This is a genomic window from Rhodobacter sp. P2_H5, assembly GCF_056403335.1.
This window is the reverse complement of the sequence record NZ_JBFUFS010000001.1, coordinates 338,255-355,521: the sequence shown is the minus strand read 5'-3', so window position 1 is coordinate 355,521 and position 17,267 is coordinate 338,255. Positions and strand designations below refer to the sequence as shown.

Annotated in this window: 13 protein-coding genes; 10 read left to right on the top strand and 3 right to left on the bottom strand. The window is 66.4% G+C overall.

What is annotated here, in order from left to right; translation table 11 throughout:
• The first annotated feature begins 89 nt into the window (after window positions 1–89).
• The gene (radC, locus tag AC1DVR_RS01630) at window positions 90–857 is read left to right on the top strand and encodes a RadC family protein (RefSeq protein WP_477998775.1); all 768 of its coding nucleotides are present in this window, start codon (window positions 90–92) and stop codon (window positions 855–857) included.
• Here the strand turns inward: radC and AC1DVR_RS01625 are convergent.
• Together AC1DVR_RS01625 and AC1DVR_RS01620 are read right to left on the bottom strand one after the other, a co-directional pair.
• On the bottom strand, window positions 835–2,349 hold the full coding sequence (locus AC1DVR_RS01625) for a phosphate ABC transporter substrate-binding/OmpA family protein (RefSeq protein ID WP_477998774.1): 1,515 nt from the start codon (window positions 2,347–2,349) through the stop codon (window positions 835–837). The genes radC and AC1DVR_RS01625 overlap by 23 nt on opposite strands.
• A 14-nt stretch (window positions 2,350–2,363) precedes the next feature.
• Window positions 2,364–3,272, bottom strand: coding sequence for a hypothetical protein (locus AC1DVR_RS01620; RefSeq protein WP_477998773.1), 909 nt, complete (start codon window positions 3,270–3,272; stop codon window positions 2,364–2,366).
• 338 nt (window positions 3,273–3,610) lie between these two features.
• On the opposite strand from AC1DVR_RS01620, the gene AC1DVR_RS01615 reads away from it, so the two are divergent.
• Genes AC1DVR_RS01615 through AC1DVR_RS01590 form a run of 6 tightly spaced genes read left to right on the top strand, consistent with a single transcriptional unit; the run spans window position 3,611 to window position 11,489 of the window.
• Complete coding sequence (locus AC1DVR_RS01615) at window positions 3,611–3,733, top strand: potassium-transporting ATPase subunit F (RefSeq protein ID WP_477998772.1); 123 nt, start codon at window positions 3,611–3,613, stop codon at window positions 3,731–3,733.
• Between the two features lie 21 nt (window positions 3,734–3,754).
• A complete protein-coding gene (kdpA, locus tag AC1DVR_RS01610; RefSeq protein ID WP_477998771.1) occupies window positions 3,755–5,464 on the top strand; it encodes a potassium-transporting ATPase subunit KdpA in 1,710 nt (569 codons plus the stop codon).
• Between the two features lie 12 nt (window positions 5,465–5,476).
• Window positions 5,477–7,528: a potassium-transporting ATPase subunit KdpB gene (gene kdpB, locus AC1DVR_RS01605; protein ID WP_477998770.1), complete on the top strand. Its 2,052-nt coding sequence runs from the start codon at window positions 5,477–5,479 to the stop codon at window positions 7,526–7,528.
• Window positions 7,529–7,539: 11 nt separating this feature from the next.
• Window positions 7,540–8,085 (top strand): potassium-transporting ATPase subunit KdpC, encoded by a 546-nt coding sequence (kdpC, locus tag AC1DVR_RS01600; RefSeq protein WP_477998769.1) that lies wholly within the window; start codon window positions 7,540–7,542, stop codon window positions 8,083–8,085.
• Window positions 8,086–8,097: 12 nt separating this feature from the next.
• The gene (locus AC1DVR_RS01595) at window positions 8,098–10,806 is read left to right on the top strand and encodes an ATP-binding protein (RefSeq protein ID WP_477998768.1); all 2,709 of its coding nucleotides are present in this window, start codon (window positions 8,098–8,100) and stop codon (window positions 10,804–10,806) included.
• The gene (locus tag AC1DVR_RS01590; RefSeq protein ID WP_477998767.1) at window positions 10,803–11,489 is read left to right on the top strand and encodes a response regulator; all 687 of its coding nucleotides are present in this window, start codon (window positions 10,803–10,805) and stop codon (window positions 11,487–11,489) included. Before AC1DVR_RS01595 ends, AC1DVR_RS01590 begins: the two co-directional genes overlap by 4 nt.
• 45 nt (window positions 11,490–11,534) lie before the next feature.
• Here AC1DVR_RS01590 and secA read toward each other — a convergent pair whose 3' ends face one another.
• Complete coding sequence (secA, locus tag AC1DVR_RS01585; protein ID WP_477998766.1) at window positions 11,535–14,255, bottom strand: preprotein translocase subunit SecA; 2,721 nt, start codon at window positions 14,253–14,255, stop codon at window positions 11,535–11,537.
• Between the two features lie 215 nt (window positions 14,256–14,470).
• On the opposite strand from secA, the gene AC1DVR_RS01580 reads away from it, so the two are divergent.
• The 3 genes from AC1DVR_RS01580 to AC1DVR_RS01570 all read left to right on the top strand — a co-directional run bounded on the left by AC1DVR_RS01580 (window position 14,471) and on the right by AC1DVR_RS01570 (window position 17,204).
• Window positions 14,471–15,370, top strand: coding sequence for a peptidylprolyl isomerase (locus AC1DVR_RS01580; protein WP_477998765.1), 900 nt, complete (start codon window positions 14,471–14,473; stop codon window positions 15,368–15,370).
• Window positions 15,371–15,380: 10 nt separating this feature from the next.
• On the top strand, window positions 15,381–16,715 hold the full coding sequence (gene argJ, locus AC1DVR_RS01575; protein WP_477998764.1) for a bifunctional glutamate N-acetyltransferase/amino-acid acetyltransferase ArgJ: 1,335 nt from the start codon (window positions 15,381–15,383) through the stop codon (window positions 16,713–16,715).
• 90 nt (window positions 16,716–16,805) lie between these two features.
• Window positions 16,806–17,204 (top strand): (deoxy)nucleoside triphosphate pyrophosphohydrolase, encoded by a 399-nt coding sequence (locus AC1DVR_RS01570; protein WP_477998763.1) that lies wholly within the window; start codon window positions 16,806–16,808, stop codon window positions 17,202–17,204.
• The last annotated feature ends 63 nt before the right edge of the window (window positions 17,205–17,267 follow it).

Here is a 17,267-nt window from a genome sequence, read left to right as displayed (position 1 = left end):
CGGAATCGCCCATCCTACCGGACAGGTCGCGCCTGTTGCCCAGGGCACCGTTAACCCTTCCTTCACCAAGCCAGTGGCAAACTGTGGCCATGGCACAGCATGGCTTTCAAGAATCACTTCTGCCGCTGTTCCCCACCTCGGGGGACGAGGATGAAGCCACGGCGGTGGCCCTGCCCGGCAGGCTGCCCTCCTATATCGCCGATCACCGCAAACGCCTGCGCGAACGTTTCATGGCGGGCGGGCAGGCGGCTTTGCCGGATTATGAATTGCTGGAACTTGTCCTGTTCCGCGCTATCCCGCGCCAGGATGTCAAACCGCTTGCCCGGCTGTTGCTGGACACCTTCGGCGATTTCAACCGGGTGATCACGGCCGCGCCGCAGCGGCTGCTGCTGGTAAAGGGCGTCGGCGATGCCGTGGTGGTGGAGCTGAAGCTGGTCGAGGCTGCGGCGGGGCGCCTGATGCGGGCCAAGGTGATGAACCGGCCGATCCTCTCGTCGTGGAATGCGCTGCTCGACTATTGCCAGACTGTCATGGCGCACCGCGAAACCGAACAGTTCCGCATCCTCTTCCTCGACCGCAAGAACGTGCTGATCGCGGATGAGGAACAGGCCAAGGGCACCGTCGATCATGTGCCGGTCTACCCGCGCGAGGTGGTCAAGCGGGCGCTGGAGCTGAACGCTTCGGCGATCATCCTGATCCACAACCATCCCTCGGGCGACCCGACCCCATCCGAGGCGGATATCTCGATGACCCTTCAGGTTCAGGAGGCGGCGCAGGTCCTGGGTATTGTCCTGCATGACCACCTGATCATCGGCAAATCGCGCGAGCTTTCGTTCAAGGCGCAGGGCTATCTGTAGCCGCTGGCCGCGCCGTGAAGGCCGGCTTCAGCCAGACCTCGACCCGCCGGTTCAGCCGGCGCCCGGCGGCGACCGCATCACAGGCCATCGGCAGCGCCTCGCCAAAGGCCTGTTCGGTCGGCAACTGGTCCAGCGGCATGCCGGGCACCAGTGCTTTCAGCGCGGCCAGCACCGCATCGGCGCGGGCCTGCGACAGGTCCATATTGGCCTGCACCGCGCCCTGCCCATCGGAAAAGCCGGCGAGCGTCAGGGCCTCGCCCTTGAAGAGGCCCGCCTCCATCATCTGCGCCAGATCGGCGAGGTTGTCCTGGCTGGCGGCATCCAGCGTGTTGGTGCCATCCTCGAACCGGAAGGTCAGTGACAGGCGATCGGCGCCGTCCATCGCGGTGACAAGGCGCTGCAAGTCCTCCAGCGTGGTCTGCGCGCCGGCCCCCTTGATGGCGTTGATCAGGCGCAAGCCGTCTGCGGTCATCGGTTGGCGTTCGACGCTGCGGTCGATATAGCCGGCCTGCGCCACGGCGCGCTGCGCCTCGGGGGTCGAGAGAAACTCCAGAAACTCGCGCACGAAAAGCGGCAGGCGGTGTCGGGGTGTCAGGAAAAATACTGGCAGGGTCAGGGGATAGTCCTGCGCCTTGACGGCAAGCCGGGTCGGCAGAAGGGGAAAGCCGCAGCTGTCGGTCAAAGGCAGGGTCCGGGCCGGCTGCGCCACCGAGCGACCGGTTACCGCGATGGCCCAGGGGTCGCGGGCGACGGCGGCGGCCAGTTCGGCCAGCGTCGCATGCGAGACCGTCACAGCGGGATCCTTGCCCAGCCGCGCCTTCAGCGCCCGTGCGACATCGCTGTCGGCGGCCAGCCCGTGCAGGACCAGCGGCATGTCCGGACCGCCGACGTCCTTCCAGTTCTTCGTCTCCCCCGCCAGAACGCGGGCCAGATCGGTGGTGGAAATCCGCGGTGTCGGGTTGTCGGGGGCAACGATCGGCACCAGCGCGTCCAGCGCCACCGACTGCGACCCGAGATCCGCCTCGGTCGTAGAGGCCAGCGCCAGCGTCGCCGCCCCCGAAAGCACCGCGTCATGCGCGGCCTGCGGCGAGGCCGGGGCAAAGGACACTTCGGCCAGCGCCTCGCCCGAGGTCGGGTCAGAGATCACCACCGGCATGCCCGGGTGCAGGGTCAGACCGCGACTTTGGGCAAAGGCCGCCAAAAGCGGCGGAAGCAGCTTGGCCCCGGCATCTGAGGCCCCGGTGATCGCGATCACCGCCTTGGGCGCGGTCAGGTCCGGGCAGGCCGGGCCATCGCAGACGACGCCCTGGCCATCAATCGTCAAAGGTCCGTAATTCGAGGCGATCCGGAAGAACTCTCCGTCATAGCCGGTCAAAGTGCCGGCGATCGACAGGGAACCGTCGCGCGACGTCAAGGTGACATCCTGCGCCCCAGCTGCAACCGGAAACAGAAACGCGGCGAAAACCGCCGCGCGCCACACCATCAAACCCATGCCATCCGCCGTTCCTAGTTGGCGACGAGTGTCACGTTTAGATCAAGATTCTTCAACACCAGAAAGTCACCGACCGCCGAACAATCGGGCATGGTGAGCGAAAGTCCGGTCACCCGCGCCGCCCCCGCCGTGCTGAGGATGGTTTGCCCGCGCATCACCCGGCCGCAACTGGCCGAGGAGACCGGCGCTTCGACCACGACCTCGGTCGTCGCGGGGGCGGCGGGATAGGTGTAAATTTGTGCCATCAGCGGGGCATCCACCGTCGCATCGCCCAGAAGGCTGATCCAGCCCCCCGCCCCCGGCGTGCCGGGCTGGCCGGGCGACACGTCGCCCGCGCCGCCAAAGGTAGCGCCATTCTCCATCCCGTGCAGGATGAATCCTGCCTTGCCGGACCATTGCACCACAAAGCGCCGGACCGTGGCGAGGTCGGCGAGCGGCAGCGCGGCGGAAGCCTCGCGCCCATCCGGCAGCTGCAAGGAGAAGCGGCCCGCCGCATCCAGCGCCGGCAGGCGCAGGGCCAGTTGCCCGGTCGAACCGATCCGCTCGGAGATCGCAAGCCCCGCGTGGTGCATCACAACCTCCGCCCCGGCATCGCAGGGCGCGCTCACCCGCAGCAGCACAACCGCGCCCGCCTCTGCTACAAGCTGCATCGTCGGCGCACAGTTTCCCTGAGCCGGCATCGGTGCCTGCGTCAAGGTTGCGGTGGCATGGACGGGGGGCGTCAGCTCCGCCGCATCGGGAGCGGCGGACAATTGCACGACATGCTCCAACGTCTTGAGCGAAGACTGCGTCGGAGGCACCGACTTGCGGGCCGCGAGGGTCTGGACCAGATGCCCCGCCGCCAAGGCAATCGCCACCACCGCGATGAATCGCGCGGCACGACGCAACCTCTCTGACGACAGCACCGATTCGATAGGGCTCATGTTCTTACCCGGAGACTCAAAGATGACCATTGCGCCTTGAAAGGGGCGCAGCTGCGGCCCGATCAAGGAAATCCTGCGGCGAAAGGGACGCAAACCCGGGCCGAAAGACGCATTCCCGCCGTTATCGCTGTGTGAAAACCCGCGCCCAGCCCATGGAACTGCGGCGCCGGTCAAGAGCCGCCGCGATCTTTGCAACTTCCTTATATCCACCCCCCGCCTTCCGTATCGAAAGGCGACGCGGCCCCGTGGCAATTTTGGCCCAGCAAAAAGGGGTACACCGATGCTTGATATCTGGTTTGGCGGGCTTGGCCTGGGGCTGATCGGCCTCATGGCGGCCTATGTCGCGCTGCTGCGCAAGGCGTGAGGGGACCATCATGTTTGAAGCGGTCCTCGGGCTGATCTTCGCCCTCGGCTTGGGCGTCTATCTGATCATCACCCTCATCGCCCCCGAGAAATTCTGATCCGGGTGCAGGAGTCTTTTCATGTCTATCAACGGATGGCTGCAGATCGCGGCCACTTTGGCTTTGGTTCTGGCGGTGGTGCTGCCGTTGGGCCGCTTTATGGCGCGGTTGTTCACCGGGGAGCGGACCTTTCTGCACCCGGTGCTTTCGCCGGTCGAGCGCGGTTTCTACCGTGCCGCGGGCATTGACCCCGCGCGGGAGCAGGGCTGGGCCAGCTACGGCCTGGCGATGCTGGTCTTCAGCGCGCTTGGCTTCCTGTCGCTCTATCTGATCCTGCGCCTGCAGGCCTTTCTGCCCTTCAACCCGGCGGGTCTGCCGGGTGTTGCGCCGGATCTGGCCTTCAACACCGCGGTCAGCTTTCTGACCAACACCAACTGGCAGGCCTATTCGGGCGAGGCCACGATGAGCAATTTCAGCCAGATGGCCGGGCTTGCCGTCCACAACTTCCTGTCCGCCGCCACCGGCATCGCGCTTGCCATGGCGGTGACGCGGGCTTTCGCGCGGTCGGGGGCGGCGACGCTGGGCAACTTCTGGGTCGATCTGACCCGGGCGACGCTCTACATCCTCTTGCCCCTGTCAATCGTGGTGGGGCTGGCGATGGTGGCCCTGGGCTTGCCCCAAAGCCTGTCGGCGGCGCTGGACGCCACCACGCTGGAGGGCGCGCATCAGACGCTCGCCCTTGGCCCGGTCGCAAGCCAAGAGGCGATCAAGCAACTGGGCACCAATGGCGGTGGCTTCTTCAACGCCAACTCCGCCCATCCGTTCGAGAACCCCTCGGCCCTGTCCAACGTGCTGGCGATCTGGGCCATGCTGATCATCTCCGCCGCGCTGCCGATCACCTTTGGCCGCATGGTCGGATCAGAGCGGCAGGGCTGGGCCTTGCTGGCGGCCATGGCGATCCTGATGATCGGCGGCGTGGCTTTGGTCTATTGGGCGGAAACCCAGGGCAACCCCCTGATGACCGCGCTGGGGGTTGACCCCGCGATGGGCAATATGGAGGGCAAGGAGCTGCGCTTTGGCCAGGCCATGTCGGCGCTTTTCGTGGCGGTGACCACTGGCCTGTCCTGCGGCGCGGTCAACGCGATGCATGACAGCCTGACGCCGCTTGGCGGGCTGGTGCCCATGGTTCTGATCCAGTTGGGCGAGGTTCTGCCCGGCGGTGTCGGCTCGGGTCTGTACGGCATGGTGGTGTTCTGCGTCCTGTCGGTCTTTGTGGCCGGGCTGATGGTCGGCCGCACGCCGGAGTTCCTCGGCAAGAAGATCGAAGCGCGGGAAATCCGGCTGGCAGTGCTGGCCGTGCTGATCCTGCCTCTGGTCATCCTCGGCTTCACCGCCGTGGCGGCCCTGCTGCCGGCTGCGCTGTCGAGCCTGAACAACGCCGGCCCGCATGGGTTGAGCGAGCTTCTCTACGCCTATTCATCGGCGGCGGGCAACAACGGCTCGGCCTTTGCCGGGCTGAACGCCAACACGCCCTGGTACAACACCACCCTCGGCATCGCGATGGTTCTGGGCCGGTTCGCCTATGTGCTGCCGGTGCTCGCCATGGCGGGGTCGCTGGCCGCCAAGACCCGCGTCGCGGCCTCCTCCGGCACTTTCCCGACGACCTCGGCCCTCTTCGTGGGTCTGCTGGTCGGGGTGATCCTGATCCTCGGCGGTCTGCAATTCTTCCCGGCCCTTGCCCTTGGGCCCATCGTGGAACACGTGCTGATGCACGCCTCCGCAACCTTCTGACGGAGCATTCCCATGTCAAAAGACACTCTCGCGGCACCTGCCCTGTTTGAAAGGGCAATCCTGCTGCATGCGGCGCGCGACGCCGTGGTGAAACTCGACCCGCGCAAGCTGATGCGCAACCCGGTGATCTTTGTGACCGAGGTTGTGGCGGCGCTGGTCACCTTCCTTTGGCTGCGCGACCTCATGCAAGGCACCGGCGAGCCGTGGTTTTCCGGGCAGATCGCGGCCTGGCTCTGGTTCACCGTGCTGTTCGCCACCTTTGCCGAGGCGGTGGCCGAGGGGCGCGGCAAGGCGCAGGCGGCGAGCCTGCGGCAATCGCGCAGCGACGTGCAGGCCAAGCTTCTGTTGCATCCCGACACCCAGGACGGGCTTTACGAAGTGGTCAACGCCCAGACCCTGGAACGCGGCGCCGTGGTTCTGGTCGAAACCGGCGATGTGATCCCGCTCGATGGCGAGATCATCCAGGGCGTGGCCGCGATCAACGAGGCCGCCATCACCGGCGAAAGCGCACCGGTGATCCGCGAGGCGGGCGGCGACCGGTCCGCCGTGACCGGGGGGACCACGGTCCTGTCGGATGCCATTCGCGTCCGCATCACCGCCGCACCCGGCCAGACCTTCATCGACCGGATGATCGCGCTGGTCGAAGGAGCGGAACGGCAGAAGACCCCGAACGAGCTGGCGCTTTCGGTCCTTCTTTCCGGCATGACGCTGATCTTCCTGATCGCCGTCGTCACGTTGTGGGGGCTGGCGGGCTATTCGGGCACCAGTGTTTCGATCGTCATGCTGGTGGCCCTGCTCGTGACCCTGATCCCCACCACGATCGGCGGCCTTCTGTCGGCCATCGGCATCGCGGGGATGGACCGGCTGATCCGCTTCAACGTCATCGCCACCTCGGGCCGTGCGGTCGAGGCGGCGGGGGATGTCGATACGCTCCTGCTCGACAAGACCGGCACGATCACCTTCGGCAACCGGATGGCGACCGAGTTTCTGGCCCTGCCCGGCGTGAGCGCGGCCGAACTGGCAAGCGCCAGCCTTCTGGCCAGCATGGGCGACGAGACGCCCGAGGGCCGCTCCATCGTGGCCTTGGCCAAGTCCGACTTCGGCCTGATCGAGCAGGACCTGATGGGCGCGGTTCTGGTGCCCTTTGCAGCCCAAACGCGGCTGTCGGGCATCGACATCTCTGGCCGCACCATCCGCAAGGGCGCCGTGGATTCGGTCCTGCGCTTTGCAGGCCTTGCGGCAGACCGCGCCCCGGTGGAGTTTCGTCAGGCGGTGGACCGGGTGGCACGCTCGGGCGGCACGCCGCTGGCTGTCACCGATGGCGCCCGGCTTCTGGGGGTGATCCATCTGAAGGACGTGATCAAACCCGCGATCCGCGAGCGTTTCGCCGCCCTGCGCGCCATGGGCATCCGCACGGTGATGGTGACTGGCGACAACCCGGTGACCGCCGCCGCCATTGCCTCGGAGGCCGGGGTCGATGACTTCATCGCCGAGGCCACACCCGAAGACAAGCTCGCCTATATCCGCCGCGAGCAGACCGGCGGGCGGCTGATCGCAATGTGCGGCGACGGCACCAATGATGCGCCCGCCTTGGCCCAGGCCGATGTCGGCGTGGCGATGCAGACCGGCACCCAGGCCGCGCGCGAGGCGGGCAACATGGTCGACCTCGACAGTAGCCCCACCAAGCTGATCGAGATCGTCGAGATCGGCAAACAGCTTCTGATGACGCGGGGCTCGCTCACCACCTTCTCGATTGCCAATGACGTGGCGAAGTATTTCGCCATCCTGCCGGCGCTGTTTGTCGCCACCTATCCGGCGATGGCCGCGCTGAACCTGATGCATCTCGGCTCGCCGGAATCGGCGATCCTGTCGGCGGTGATCTTCAACGCGTTGATCATCATCGCGCTGATCCCGCTCGCCCTGCGCGGGGTGCCTTACCGCCGGGTCGGGGCTGCGGCCCTTCTGCGGCGCAACCTGCTGGTCTACGGCCTTGGCGGCCTGGTCCTGCCCTTCATCGGCATCAAGGTGATCGACCTCGCCATCACCGCCCTGCATCTGGCTTAAGGAGCCTGAAAATGTTGACCCATCTTCGCCCCGCCTTCGTGCTTCTGGTGCTGTTCACCCTGCTTCTGGGTCTGGCCTATCCCCTGGCCATGACCGGGGTGGCCGGACTGGCCTTTCCGGCGCAGGCTGCGGGCAGCCCGATCAGGGAGGGCGACCGCGTGATCGGATCGTCCCTCATCGGGCAGATCTTCGTTTCCGACACCTATTTCCACCCCCGCCCCTCGGCCGCCGCCTATGACGGGATGGCCTCGGGCGGCTCAAACCTCGGGCCCTTGTCGAAAAAGCTGATCGACCGGGTGACCGCCGATGTCGCGGGCCAAAAGGGCGTGCCGGCTGATGCGGTGACCACCTCGGCCTCGGGGCTGGATCCGGATATCTCGCCGGCCAATGCGCAGGCGCAGGTGGCCCGCGTGGCTGCGGCGCGCCATCTGCCGCCGGAGAAGCTGGCCGCCCTGGTGGCGGATCAGACCACGGGGCGGCTCTTCGGCCTGTTTGGCGAGCCGCGCGTCAATGTGCTGGCCCTCAACCTCGCCCTCGACAAGCTGGCCGCGAATTGACCAGATAGCGCCATGGGCGACCCTGTCAGCACCCCCAAACGGCCCGACCCGGACGCGCTTTTGGCCCTGAGCCAGCGCGACAGGCCGGGCCGCCTGAAGATCTTCGTCGGCGCCGCTCCCGGCGTGGGCAAGACCTTTGCCATGCTCGCCGCCGCCCAAAGGCTGAAGACCGAGGGCCAGGAGCCGCTTCTGGGCCTGATCGAGACCCACGGACGGGCGGAGACCGAGGCCCTGATGCGCGGGCTGGAGGTTCTGCCGCGCAAAAGCATCGACTACCGCGGCCAGCACCTGGAAGAGTTCGACATCGACGCCGCCCTCGCCCGCCACCCAAGCCTGCTGGTCGTCGATGAACTGGCCCATACAAATGCCCCCGAAAGCCGCCACCCCAAGCGCTGGCAGGACGTGAAAGAGCTGCTGGAGGCCGGGATCGACGTCTGGACCGCGCTCAACATCCAGCATCTGGAAAGCCTCGCCGATGTGGTGGCCCAGATCACCGGCGTCACCGTGCGCGAGACAGTGCCCGACAGCATCCTGCAAACCGCGCAGGATGTGGTGCTGGTCGATATCACGCCGGACGAGCTGATCACCCGGTTGAAGGCGGGCAAGATCTATCTGCCGCAGACCGCGCAGAAGGCGACCGAGAATTTCTTCACACCCGGCAATCTGACCGCGCTGCGTGAACTGGCCCTGCGCCGCACCGCCGACCGGGTCGAGGATCAGATGACCCAGATCCTGCGGCAAAAGGCGATCGAGGGGCCGTGGGGCGCCTCGGACCGGCTGCTGGTTTGCATCGGCCCGGATATGGCGGGCGAAAGGCTGGTCCGACAAGCGGCGCGGCTCGCCTCTTCGCTGAACGCGGGGTGGATCGCGGTGTCGCTGATCCAGCCGGGACTGACGCCGGATCCGGCCCGCGACCACCGCATCTCCGACGTGCTGGCGCTGGCCGAAAGCCTGGGCGCCGAGGTGCGGCGGCTTACCAGCGACGACTTCACCCAGGACCTCCTCCGCATCGCCCGGCGCGAGAATGTGACCCAGATCGTGCTGGGCCGCAGGCCGCGCCGCTGGACCGCCCGGCCCTTCGCGCGCTCGCTGCCGGATGCGATGCTGCACCATGCCGAGGGCATCCCGGTGCTGGTGATGCCGCTGGCCGAGACGGAGGCTGCGGCGCCGTTTGCCAGCCGCCTCACCGCCACGCTGACCCGGCCCGGTCTGGCCCTCGACCTGACCTGGGCGGGCCTCGCCACCGGCCTCGGCGTCGCGGTTGGGCAGGGTTTGAACGCGCTGATGGCGCTGCCCAACCTTTCGATGGTGTTTCTGGTCGGCGTTCTCGCCTGTTCCAGCGCGCGGGGCACAAGGGCGGCGGTGCTGGCGGCGATGCTGTCCTTCCTCGCCTACAACTTCTTCTTCATCGACCCGGTCCACACCTTGACCGTGGCCAAACCGCACGAGCTTTTCGCGCTCTTGATCTTTCTGGTGGTGGCCACGCTGACCGGCTCCCTGACCGGGCGCATCCGGGCGCAGGCCCGCGCCGCCATGGCCCAGACCCAGGTGATCGAGGCGCAGGCCGCCTTTTCGCGCAAGCTGGCCGCCGCCTCGACCGAGGAGGACGTGCTTTGGGCCACCGTGACGCAGATCCACACGCTGCTCGGCGGCAAGGCGATCCTGCTTCTGGCCGAGGGGCAGGAACTGACCGCCCGCGCCGCCTGGCCGCCGGACGAGCTGGCCGACCCTGCCGAGCTGACCGCCGCCCGTTGGGCGCTGGAGAAGGCCGAGCCAGCGGGCTGGCGCACCGGCACCCTTCCAAACATCCGCTTCCGCTTTCAGCCCCTGAAGACCTCGCGCCGGGTGGTGGCGGTTCTGGGCTTCGAGCCGCCCGACCGCAGCGCCCCCCTGCCGCCCGAGGACGAGATCAAGCTCGACGCCGCCGTCGAACAGGCCGCGACCGCGCTGGACCGCGCGCTTCTGGTGCGCGAGGCAGTCAAAGCCGCCGCCCTGCAGGAGAACGAGAACATCCGCGACGCGCTATTGGCCTCGCTCAGCCACGATCTGCGCACGCCGCTGGCGGCAATCACCGGCTCGGTCTCGACCCTGCAACAAAGGGGCGCCGCCCTGCCCCAGGCGCAGCAGCAGGACCTGCTGCAGACCATCGGGCAAGAGGCGGGGCGGCTGAACCGCTTTGTCACCAACCTCTTGGAGATGAGCCGGATCGAGTCCGGCGCGGTCAAGATCCGGCGCGATTGGGTCGATGTGGGCGATGCGATCCGGGCAGCAGTGGAGCGCTGCGCCAAGGCGCATCCCGGCCGCAAAACGCGGATCAGCCTGGCGCCCGACCTGCGCTTCATCCGCGGCGATCAGGATTTGCTGGGACAGGTCGTGTTCAACCTGCTCGACAATGCGCAGAAATATTCCGATGAGGGCGAGGTGACCGTCCATGCCCGCAATCAAGGGGATCAGGTGGTGATCAGCGTGACCGACGAAGGCCCGGGGATCAAACCCGCCGACCTCGACCGGATCTTCGAGAAGTTCTACCGCGGCGGCGGCACCGACCGGCGCAAGCCGGGCACCGGGCTGGGCCTTGCGATCTGCAAGGGGCTGGTGCAGGCCATGGGCGGCACGATCACCGCCGAAAGCCCGGCAGCGCGGCGGCGCGGCACGAGGTTGATCGTGCGCCTGCCCGCCGCCGTCCTGCCGCCAGAACTGGCCCCCGAGGAGCCCGCATGAGCCTGACCCGCATCCTGATCGTCGATGACGATCCGCAGATCCAGACCATGCTGCGCATCGGGCTGGAAAGTGCCGGCTACGAGACCCGCCCCGCCCTGACCGGGCAGGATGCCGTGCGTCTGGCCGCCAGCATCGCCCCCGATGCCATCCTTCTGGACCTCGGCCTGCCCGACCGCGACGGCAAGGAGGTGCTGGCCGACATCCGCGCCTTCTCGCAGGTGCCGATCATCATCCTCTCGGCCCGCGACCGCGAGGCGGAGAAGGTGGCGGCCCTGGACCTTGGCGCCGACGATTATCTGGAAAAGCCCTTCGGCATCAGCGAGTTGCAGGCCCGCCTGCGCACCGCCGCCCGCCACGCCGCGCGTGGCAAGGGTGAGGTGCTGCGGCTGCAGATCGGCGATCTGGTCATCGACCTCGACAAAAGGCTGGTCAGCCGGGCGGGGCAGCCTTTGCGGCTGACGCCGAAGGAATATGACCTTCTGGCCATTCTGGCGCGCAATGCCGGGCGGGTGGTGACGCACCGCCAGATCCTGACCGCCGTCTGGGGCCCGGCGCATCACGACGACACGCAATATCTGCGGGTCTTCGTCGGCCAGCTGCGCACCAAGATCGAGCCCGACCCGGCCAATCCCACGATCATCCGCACCGAACCCGGCGCGGGCTATCGGCTGATGGAGCCCTGATCGCGGGCGAGAGGGTGGCGACACCGCCCCCTCGCCTTTGGCCGATCAGGCCAGCTTGCCGTGGCAGTGCTTGAACTTCTCGCCCGAACCGCAGGGGCAAGGGTCGTTGCGCGACGGGTTGCCCCAGGTCGAAGGATCGGCCTCGTTGAAGGCCACTGCGGCAGGGGGGGCAACCGGGGCCGCGACCTCGGGAGCCGGGGCCGGGGCGGGGGGCGCGGCGGGGGCCTGCATTGCCTGCTGCTGGGCGATCATCTGCGCCATCATCGCCTGCTGCTCTTCCTGCGTCATCGGCCGCACGAGGCCCAGCTTCTGCGTGACCTCCTGACGGAGCGAGTTCAGCATGGATTCGAACAGCGCGAAGGCTTCGGTCTTGTATTCGTTCAAGGGATCGCGCTGCGCATAGCCACGGAAGCCGACGACGGTGCGCAGATGCTCCAACGTCACCAGATGCTCGCGCCATTTGGCGTCGATAGTCTGCAGCAGCAGCTGCTTTTCGATCGAGCGCATGGTATCGACGCCGAAGGCCTCCAGCTTGCCGGCCATGGCCTTGTCGCTTTCGGCCACCAGACGCTCCAGCATGACCGCCTGATCGACCCCCTCTTCAGCTGCCCATTTGATGATCGGCAGGTCGAGGTTCATCTTTTCGATGACGGCGGCGTAAAGGCCGGGCACGTCCCATTGGTCGGCATAGGCTTTCGGCGGCAGGTAGAAGTCGACGAGATCCTCAGCGACCTGATGGCGCATGTCCTGCGCGATCTCGCCGACGTCTTCCGAGTTCATGATCTCCAGCCGCTGGCCGAAGATGGCCTTGCGCTGGTCGTTCATCACGTCGTCGAACTTCAACAGCTGCTTGCGGATGTCGAAGTTGCGTCCTTCGACCTTGGCCTGCGCGCGTTCCAGCGATTTGTTTACCCAAGGGTGAACGATGCTTTCGCCCTCTTTCAGGCCCAGCGTGGACAGGACTTTGTCCAGACGCTCGGAACCAAAGATCCGCATCAGGTCGTCTTCGAGGCTCAGGAAGAAGGACGAGCGGCCCGGGTCACCCTGACGGCCCGAACGGCCGCGCAGCTGGTTGTCGATCCGGCGGCTTTCATGGCGTTCGGTCGCCAGCACGAACAGGCCACCGGCGGCCAGAACGCGGGCCTTTTCCTCGGCATGTTCGGCTTCGATCTTGGCGCGGACCTCATCGGGGTGCAGATGCGGGTCGGCGGCGATCGCCTCCAGCACCTTCAGCTCGACGTTGCCGCCGAGCTGGATGTCGGTGCCGCGGCCAGCCATGTTGGTCGCGATGGTCACCGCGCCGAACTTGCCGGCATCGGCGACGATCTGCGCCTCGGCCTCGTGCTGGCGGGCGTTGAGGACGTTATGGGTGATGCCCTCTTTCTTCAGCATGTCCGACAGCGCCTCGGACTTCTCGATCGAGGTGGTGCCGACGAGGATCGGTTGACCCTTTTCATGCGCGGTGCGGATCGTCTTGACGATGCCTTCGTACTTTTCGCGCGCGGTGCGGAAGACCTGGTCATGGTCGTCGATCCGCTGCACCGGGCGGTTGGTCGGCACTTCGACCACACCCAGCTTGTAGATCTCCATGAATTCGTCGGCCTCGGTCGTGGCCGTACCGGTCATGCCAGCCAGCTTGCTGTAGAGGCGGAAGTAGTTCTGGAAGGTCACGCTGGCCAAAGTCACGTTCTCGGGCTGGACCTTCACATGTTCCTTGGCCTCGATCGCCTGGTGCAGGCCTTCCGACAGCCGGCGGCCACGCATCATGCGGCCGGTGAACTCGTCAATCAGCATCACCTCGCCATCCTTGACGATATAGTGCTGGTCGCGCTGGTAGAGCTTGTGCGCCCGCAGGGCCTGGGTGACGTGGTGCACCAGGGTCGTGCTTTCCGGGTCATAAAGCGACTGGCCATCGGGCAGAAGGCCCGCCGCATGCAGACGGCGCTCGATGAAATCGTTGCCCTCTTCGGTCAGCGTGGCCGACCGGACCTTTTCATCCAGCTTGAAATGCTCTTCGGTCAGTTCCGGGATCACGGCGTCGATCTTCTGGTACAGATCGCTGCGGTCCTCAGACGGGCCCGAGATGATCAAGGGCGTGCGCGCTTCGTCGATCAGGATCGAGTCCACTTCGTCGACGATCGCGAAGTTGTGGCCGCGCTGCGCCATTTCGGCGATCGAGCCCTTCATGTTGTCGCGCAGGTAGTCGAAGCCCAGTTCGTTGTTGGTCGCATAGGTGATGTCGGCGCGGTAGGCCTCGATCTTTTCCGGCTCAGGCTGGAAGGGCACCACGATGCCGGTGGTCAGGCCCAGGGCGGCATAAACCTTGCCCATCCACATGGCGTCGCGCTTTGCCAGATAGTCGTTGACCGTGACGACATGGACGCCCTTGCCCGACAGGGCGTTGAGATAGGCCGGAAAGGTCGCGACAAGGGTCTTGCCCTCACCGGTGCGCATTTCGGCGATATTGCCCTGATGCAGAAAGATGCCGCCCATCAGCTGGGTGTCAAAGGCGCGCAGGCCAAGCGCACGGCGGGCTGCCTCGCGGCAATTGGCGAAGGCTTCGGGAAGGACGGAATCAAGGCTCTCGCCGCCCTCCTGAACGCGTTTCTTCAGCGCCTCGGTCCGTTCCTTGATGCCGTCATCGCTCAGTGCCGCGAACTCCGGCTCCAAAGCATTGATCTTCTCGACCAAGGGGCGCACCGTTCTGACCATGCGGTCGTTGGGCGTGCCAAAGACTTTCCGTGCAAGCGTTCCCAAACCCAGCATCAACCACTCCGCCTGACCAATTCGGTTATGTCCGCCAAACGCTGACATCATCGTGTGAGGCTTGGCCTTGCCCGCACCCAAGTCACCCCCTAGAAGAGCCGGGCAGGTCGGCCAACCTGGCCGCGGACCAATCCAATGGGACGTGTGCGATTTAAGGTCTGGCCATGCCATAGTCAACGCTGCGCGACGCCGCAGCCGCATCAGGAGCGTGTGAGATGACGAAACTTTCCGGGTTCTGCGCCGCGCTGGCCCTTTCTGCCGGGTTGGCGCTGCCGGCCCTGGCCGAAACGACGGCCCCCGCGACCACCGAAGCTGCCCCCGCCGCCACGCCCGCCGTCGCTGCCACCGGCGCCACGGTTCTGGCCACGGTCAACGGCAAAGACATCACGCTGGGCGATGTGATCGTCACGCGCGACGGCCTGCCGCAGCAGTACAAGGCCCTGCCGGATGACCAGCTCTTCAAGGGCATCCTCGACCAGCTGATCCAGCAAGAGGCGCTGAAGCAGTCGGTCGGCGAAACCCTGTCGAAAAAGCAGACCATCGCGATCCAGAACCTGAACCGCAGCTACCTGTCGAACGAGGCGCTGATCGCCGGCATCAAGGACGCCACCTCGGAAGAGGCGATCCAGAAGGCCTATGACGCCAAGTACAAGGACATGGCGCCGGAGCTGGAATACCACGCCGCCCATATCCTGGTCGACAGCGAGGACAAGGCCAAGGCCCTCCTGGCCGAGATCGAGGGCGGCAAGCCCTTCGCCGATGTGGCCAAGGCCAATTCCACCGACGGTTCGGCTGCCAATGGCGGCGACCTCGGCTGGTTCGGCAAGGGTGCGATGGTCAAGCCGTTTGAGGATGCGGTTCTGGCCGCTCCGGTCGGCAAGGTCGTCGGCCCGATCAAGACCGATTTCGGCTGGCACCTGATCCTGGTCTCGGAAACCCGCAACAAGGCCGCCCCGGCACTGGCCGAGGTGCATGACCAGATTGCCGCCGAGGTGCAGAAGGCTGCCATCGAATCCTTCATCAAGTCTGTTACAGACAAGGCCACCGTCACCCGCGCCGATATCTCGGGTATCGACCCGGCGGCGATCAAAGACCTGACCCTTCTGGACAAGTAAGGACAAAGCGATGGGCAAGACCGATTGGAAAGCCGAAGCCAAGGCGCTGAGGAAAGAACTTCAGGCCCTGAAAGAGGCCACGCCGGCGCCCGCACCGGCGCCGGCGAAAAAGGCCAAGCCGGTCTCGCCCCTCGCCCCCGAACGCTTCCCCGACCTGCCCCTGATCCGCGGCGTTGAATTCGCCGCGGTCGAGGCCGGGGTGCGCTACAAGAACCGCAAGGACGTGATGCTGATCCGTCTGGCCCCCGGCACTGCCATGGCCGGGGTCTTCACCCGCTCCACCACGCGCTCGGCCTGCGTGCGCGATTGCCAGGCCAAGATCGCCGCCAAGGTGCCGGAAGGCGCCGGTGCCGCGATCATCGTGAACTCGGGCAATTCCAACGCTTTCACCGGCGCTTTGGGCGAACAGTCGGTTGCGGCCATCACCGGCCATGTGGCGCAGGCGCTTGGCCTGCCCACCAGCCGGGTGTTCTCCTCCTCGACCGGGGTGATCGGCGAACCGATCGCCCATGACCGCATCATCGCGGCCATCCCCGCCCTGCAGGCCGGCCTACGCGACGACGCGATCGTCATGGCCGCCGAAGCCATGATGACCACCGACACCTTCCCCAAGGGCGCCACCGCCACCGTGGCGGGCAAGGGCGGCGCGATCCAGATCGCGGGCATCGCCAAGGGCTCGGGCATGATCGCGCCCGACATGGCCACCATGCTGGTCTATATCTTCACCGATGCGAAGATCGCCCCCGCCGCGCTGCAAAAGGTGCTGTCGCGCCTCACCGACACCACCTTCAATGCCATCACGGTCGACAGCGACACCTCGACCTCCGACACCCTGCTGCTGGCCGCCACCGGCCAGTCCGAGGCCGCCCCCCTGACCGGCGCCGCCCTCAAGGCCTTCGAAGCCGCCCTCCGCGAGGTGATGCTCAACCTCGCGCATCAGGTGATTCGCGACGGCGAAGGGGCCACGAAATTCGTCGAGGTCCGCGTGACGGGTGCGGCAACCGATGCCGACGCCCGCAAGGTCGCCCTCGCCATCGCGGATTCGCCCCTGGTGAAGACCGCCGTCGCCGGCGAGGATCCGAACTGGGGCCGCATCGTCATGGCCGTCGGCAAGTCCGGCGCCGAGGCCGACCGCGACCGCCTGACCATCAAGTTCGGTGAGATGACCCTGGCCGAAAAGGGCTGGCGCAGCCCCTCCTATGTCGAAGCCGACGCCGCAGCCTACATGAAAAAGCCCGAGATCGTCATCGCGGTCGACATGGGTCTTGGTGAGGGCGCGCGCACGGTCTGGACCTGCGACCTGACCAAACGCTACATCGAGATCAACGCCGATTACCGCTCCTGAGGCGCGCGCCTTCGGCCTTCATTCAGACACAAGTATCCCACGGGGGTCCGGGGGTGTGAAACCCCCGGCCGCCGGCAAAGGGCGCAACCCATGAATATCATTCTTGTTTCCGCCGTCGCCCTGATCGATCCCGAGGGCCGCGTGCTTCTGGCCCAGCGGCCACCGGGCAAGTCCATGGCCGGCCTCTGGGAGTTCCCGGGCGGCAAGGTCGAACCCGGCGAGACGCCGGAAGCGGCCCTGATCCGCGAGCTGCACGAAGAGCTGGGCATCAACACCTGGCAAAGCTGCCTCGCGCCCTTGACCTTCGCCAGCCACGCCTACGACAGCTTCCACCTCCTGATGCCGCTCTTCGCCTGCCGCCGATGGGAGGGTATTCCCACCCCGCGCGAAGGCCAGACCCTCGCCTGGGTCCGCCCTGAAAAGCTGCGCGATTACCCGATGCCGCCCGCCGATCTGCCCCTGATCCCGATCCTGCGCGACTGGCTGTGACCAAACCTTCAAGTATTTTTCGAAAAATTATACTTCAGGATAGGTACTTTTCTTAACTTGCCT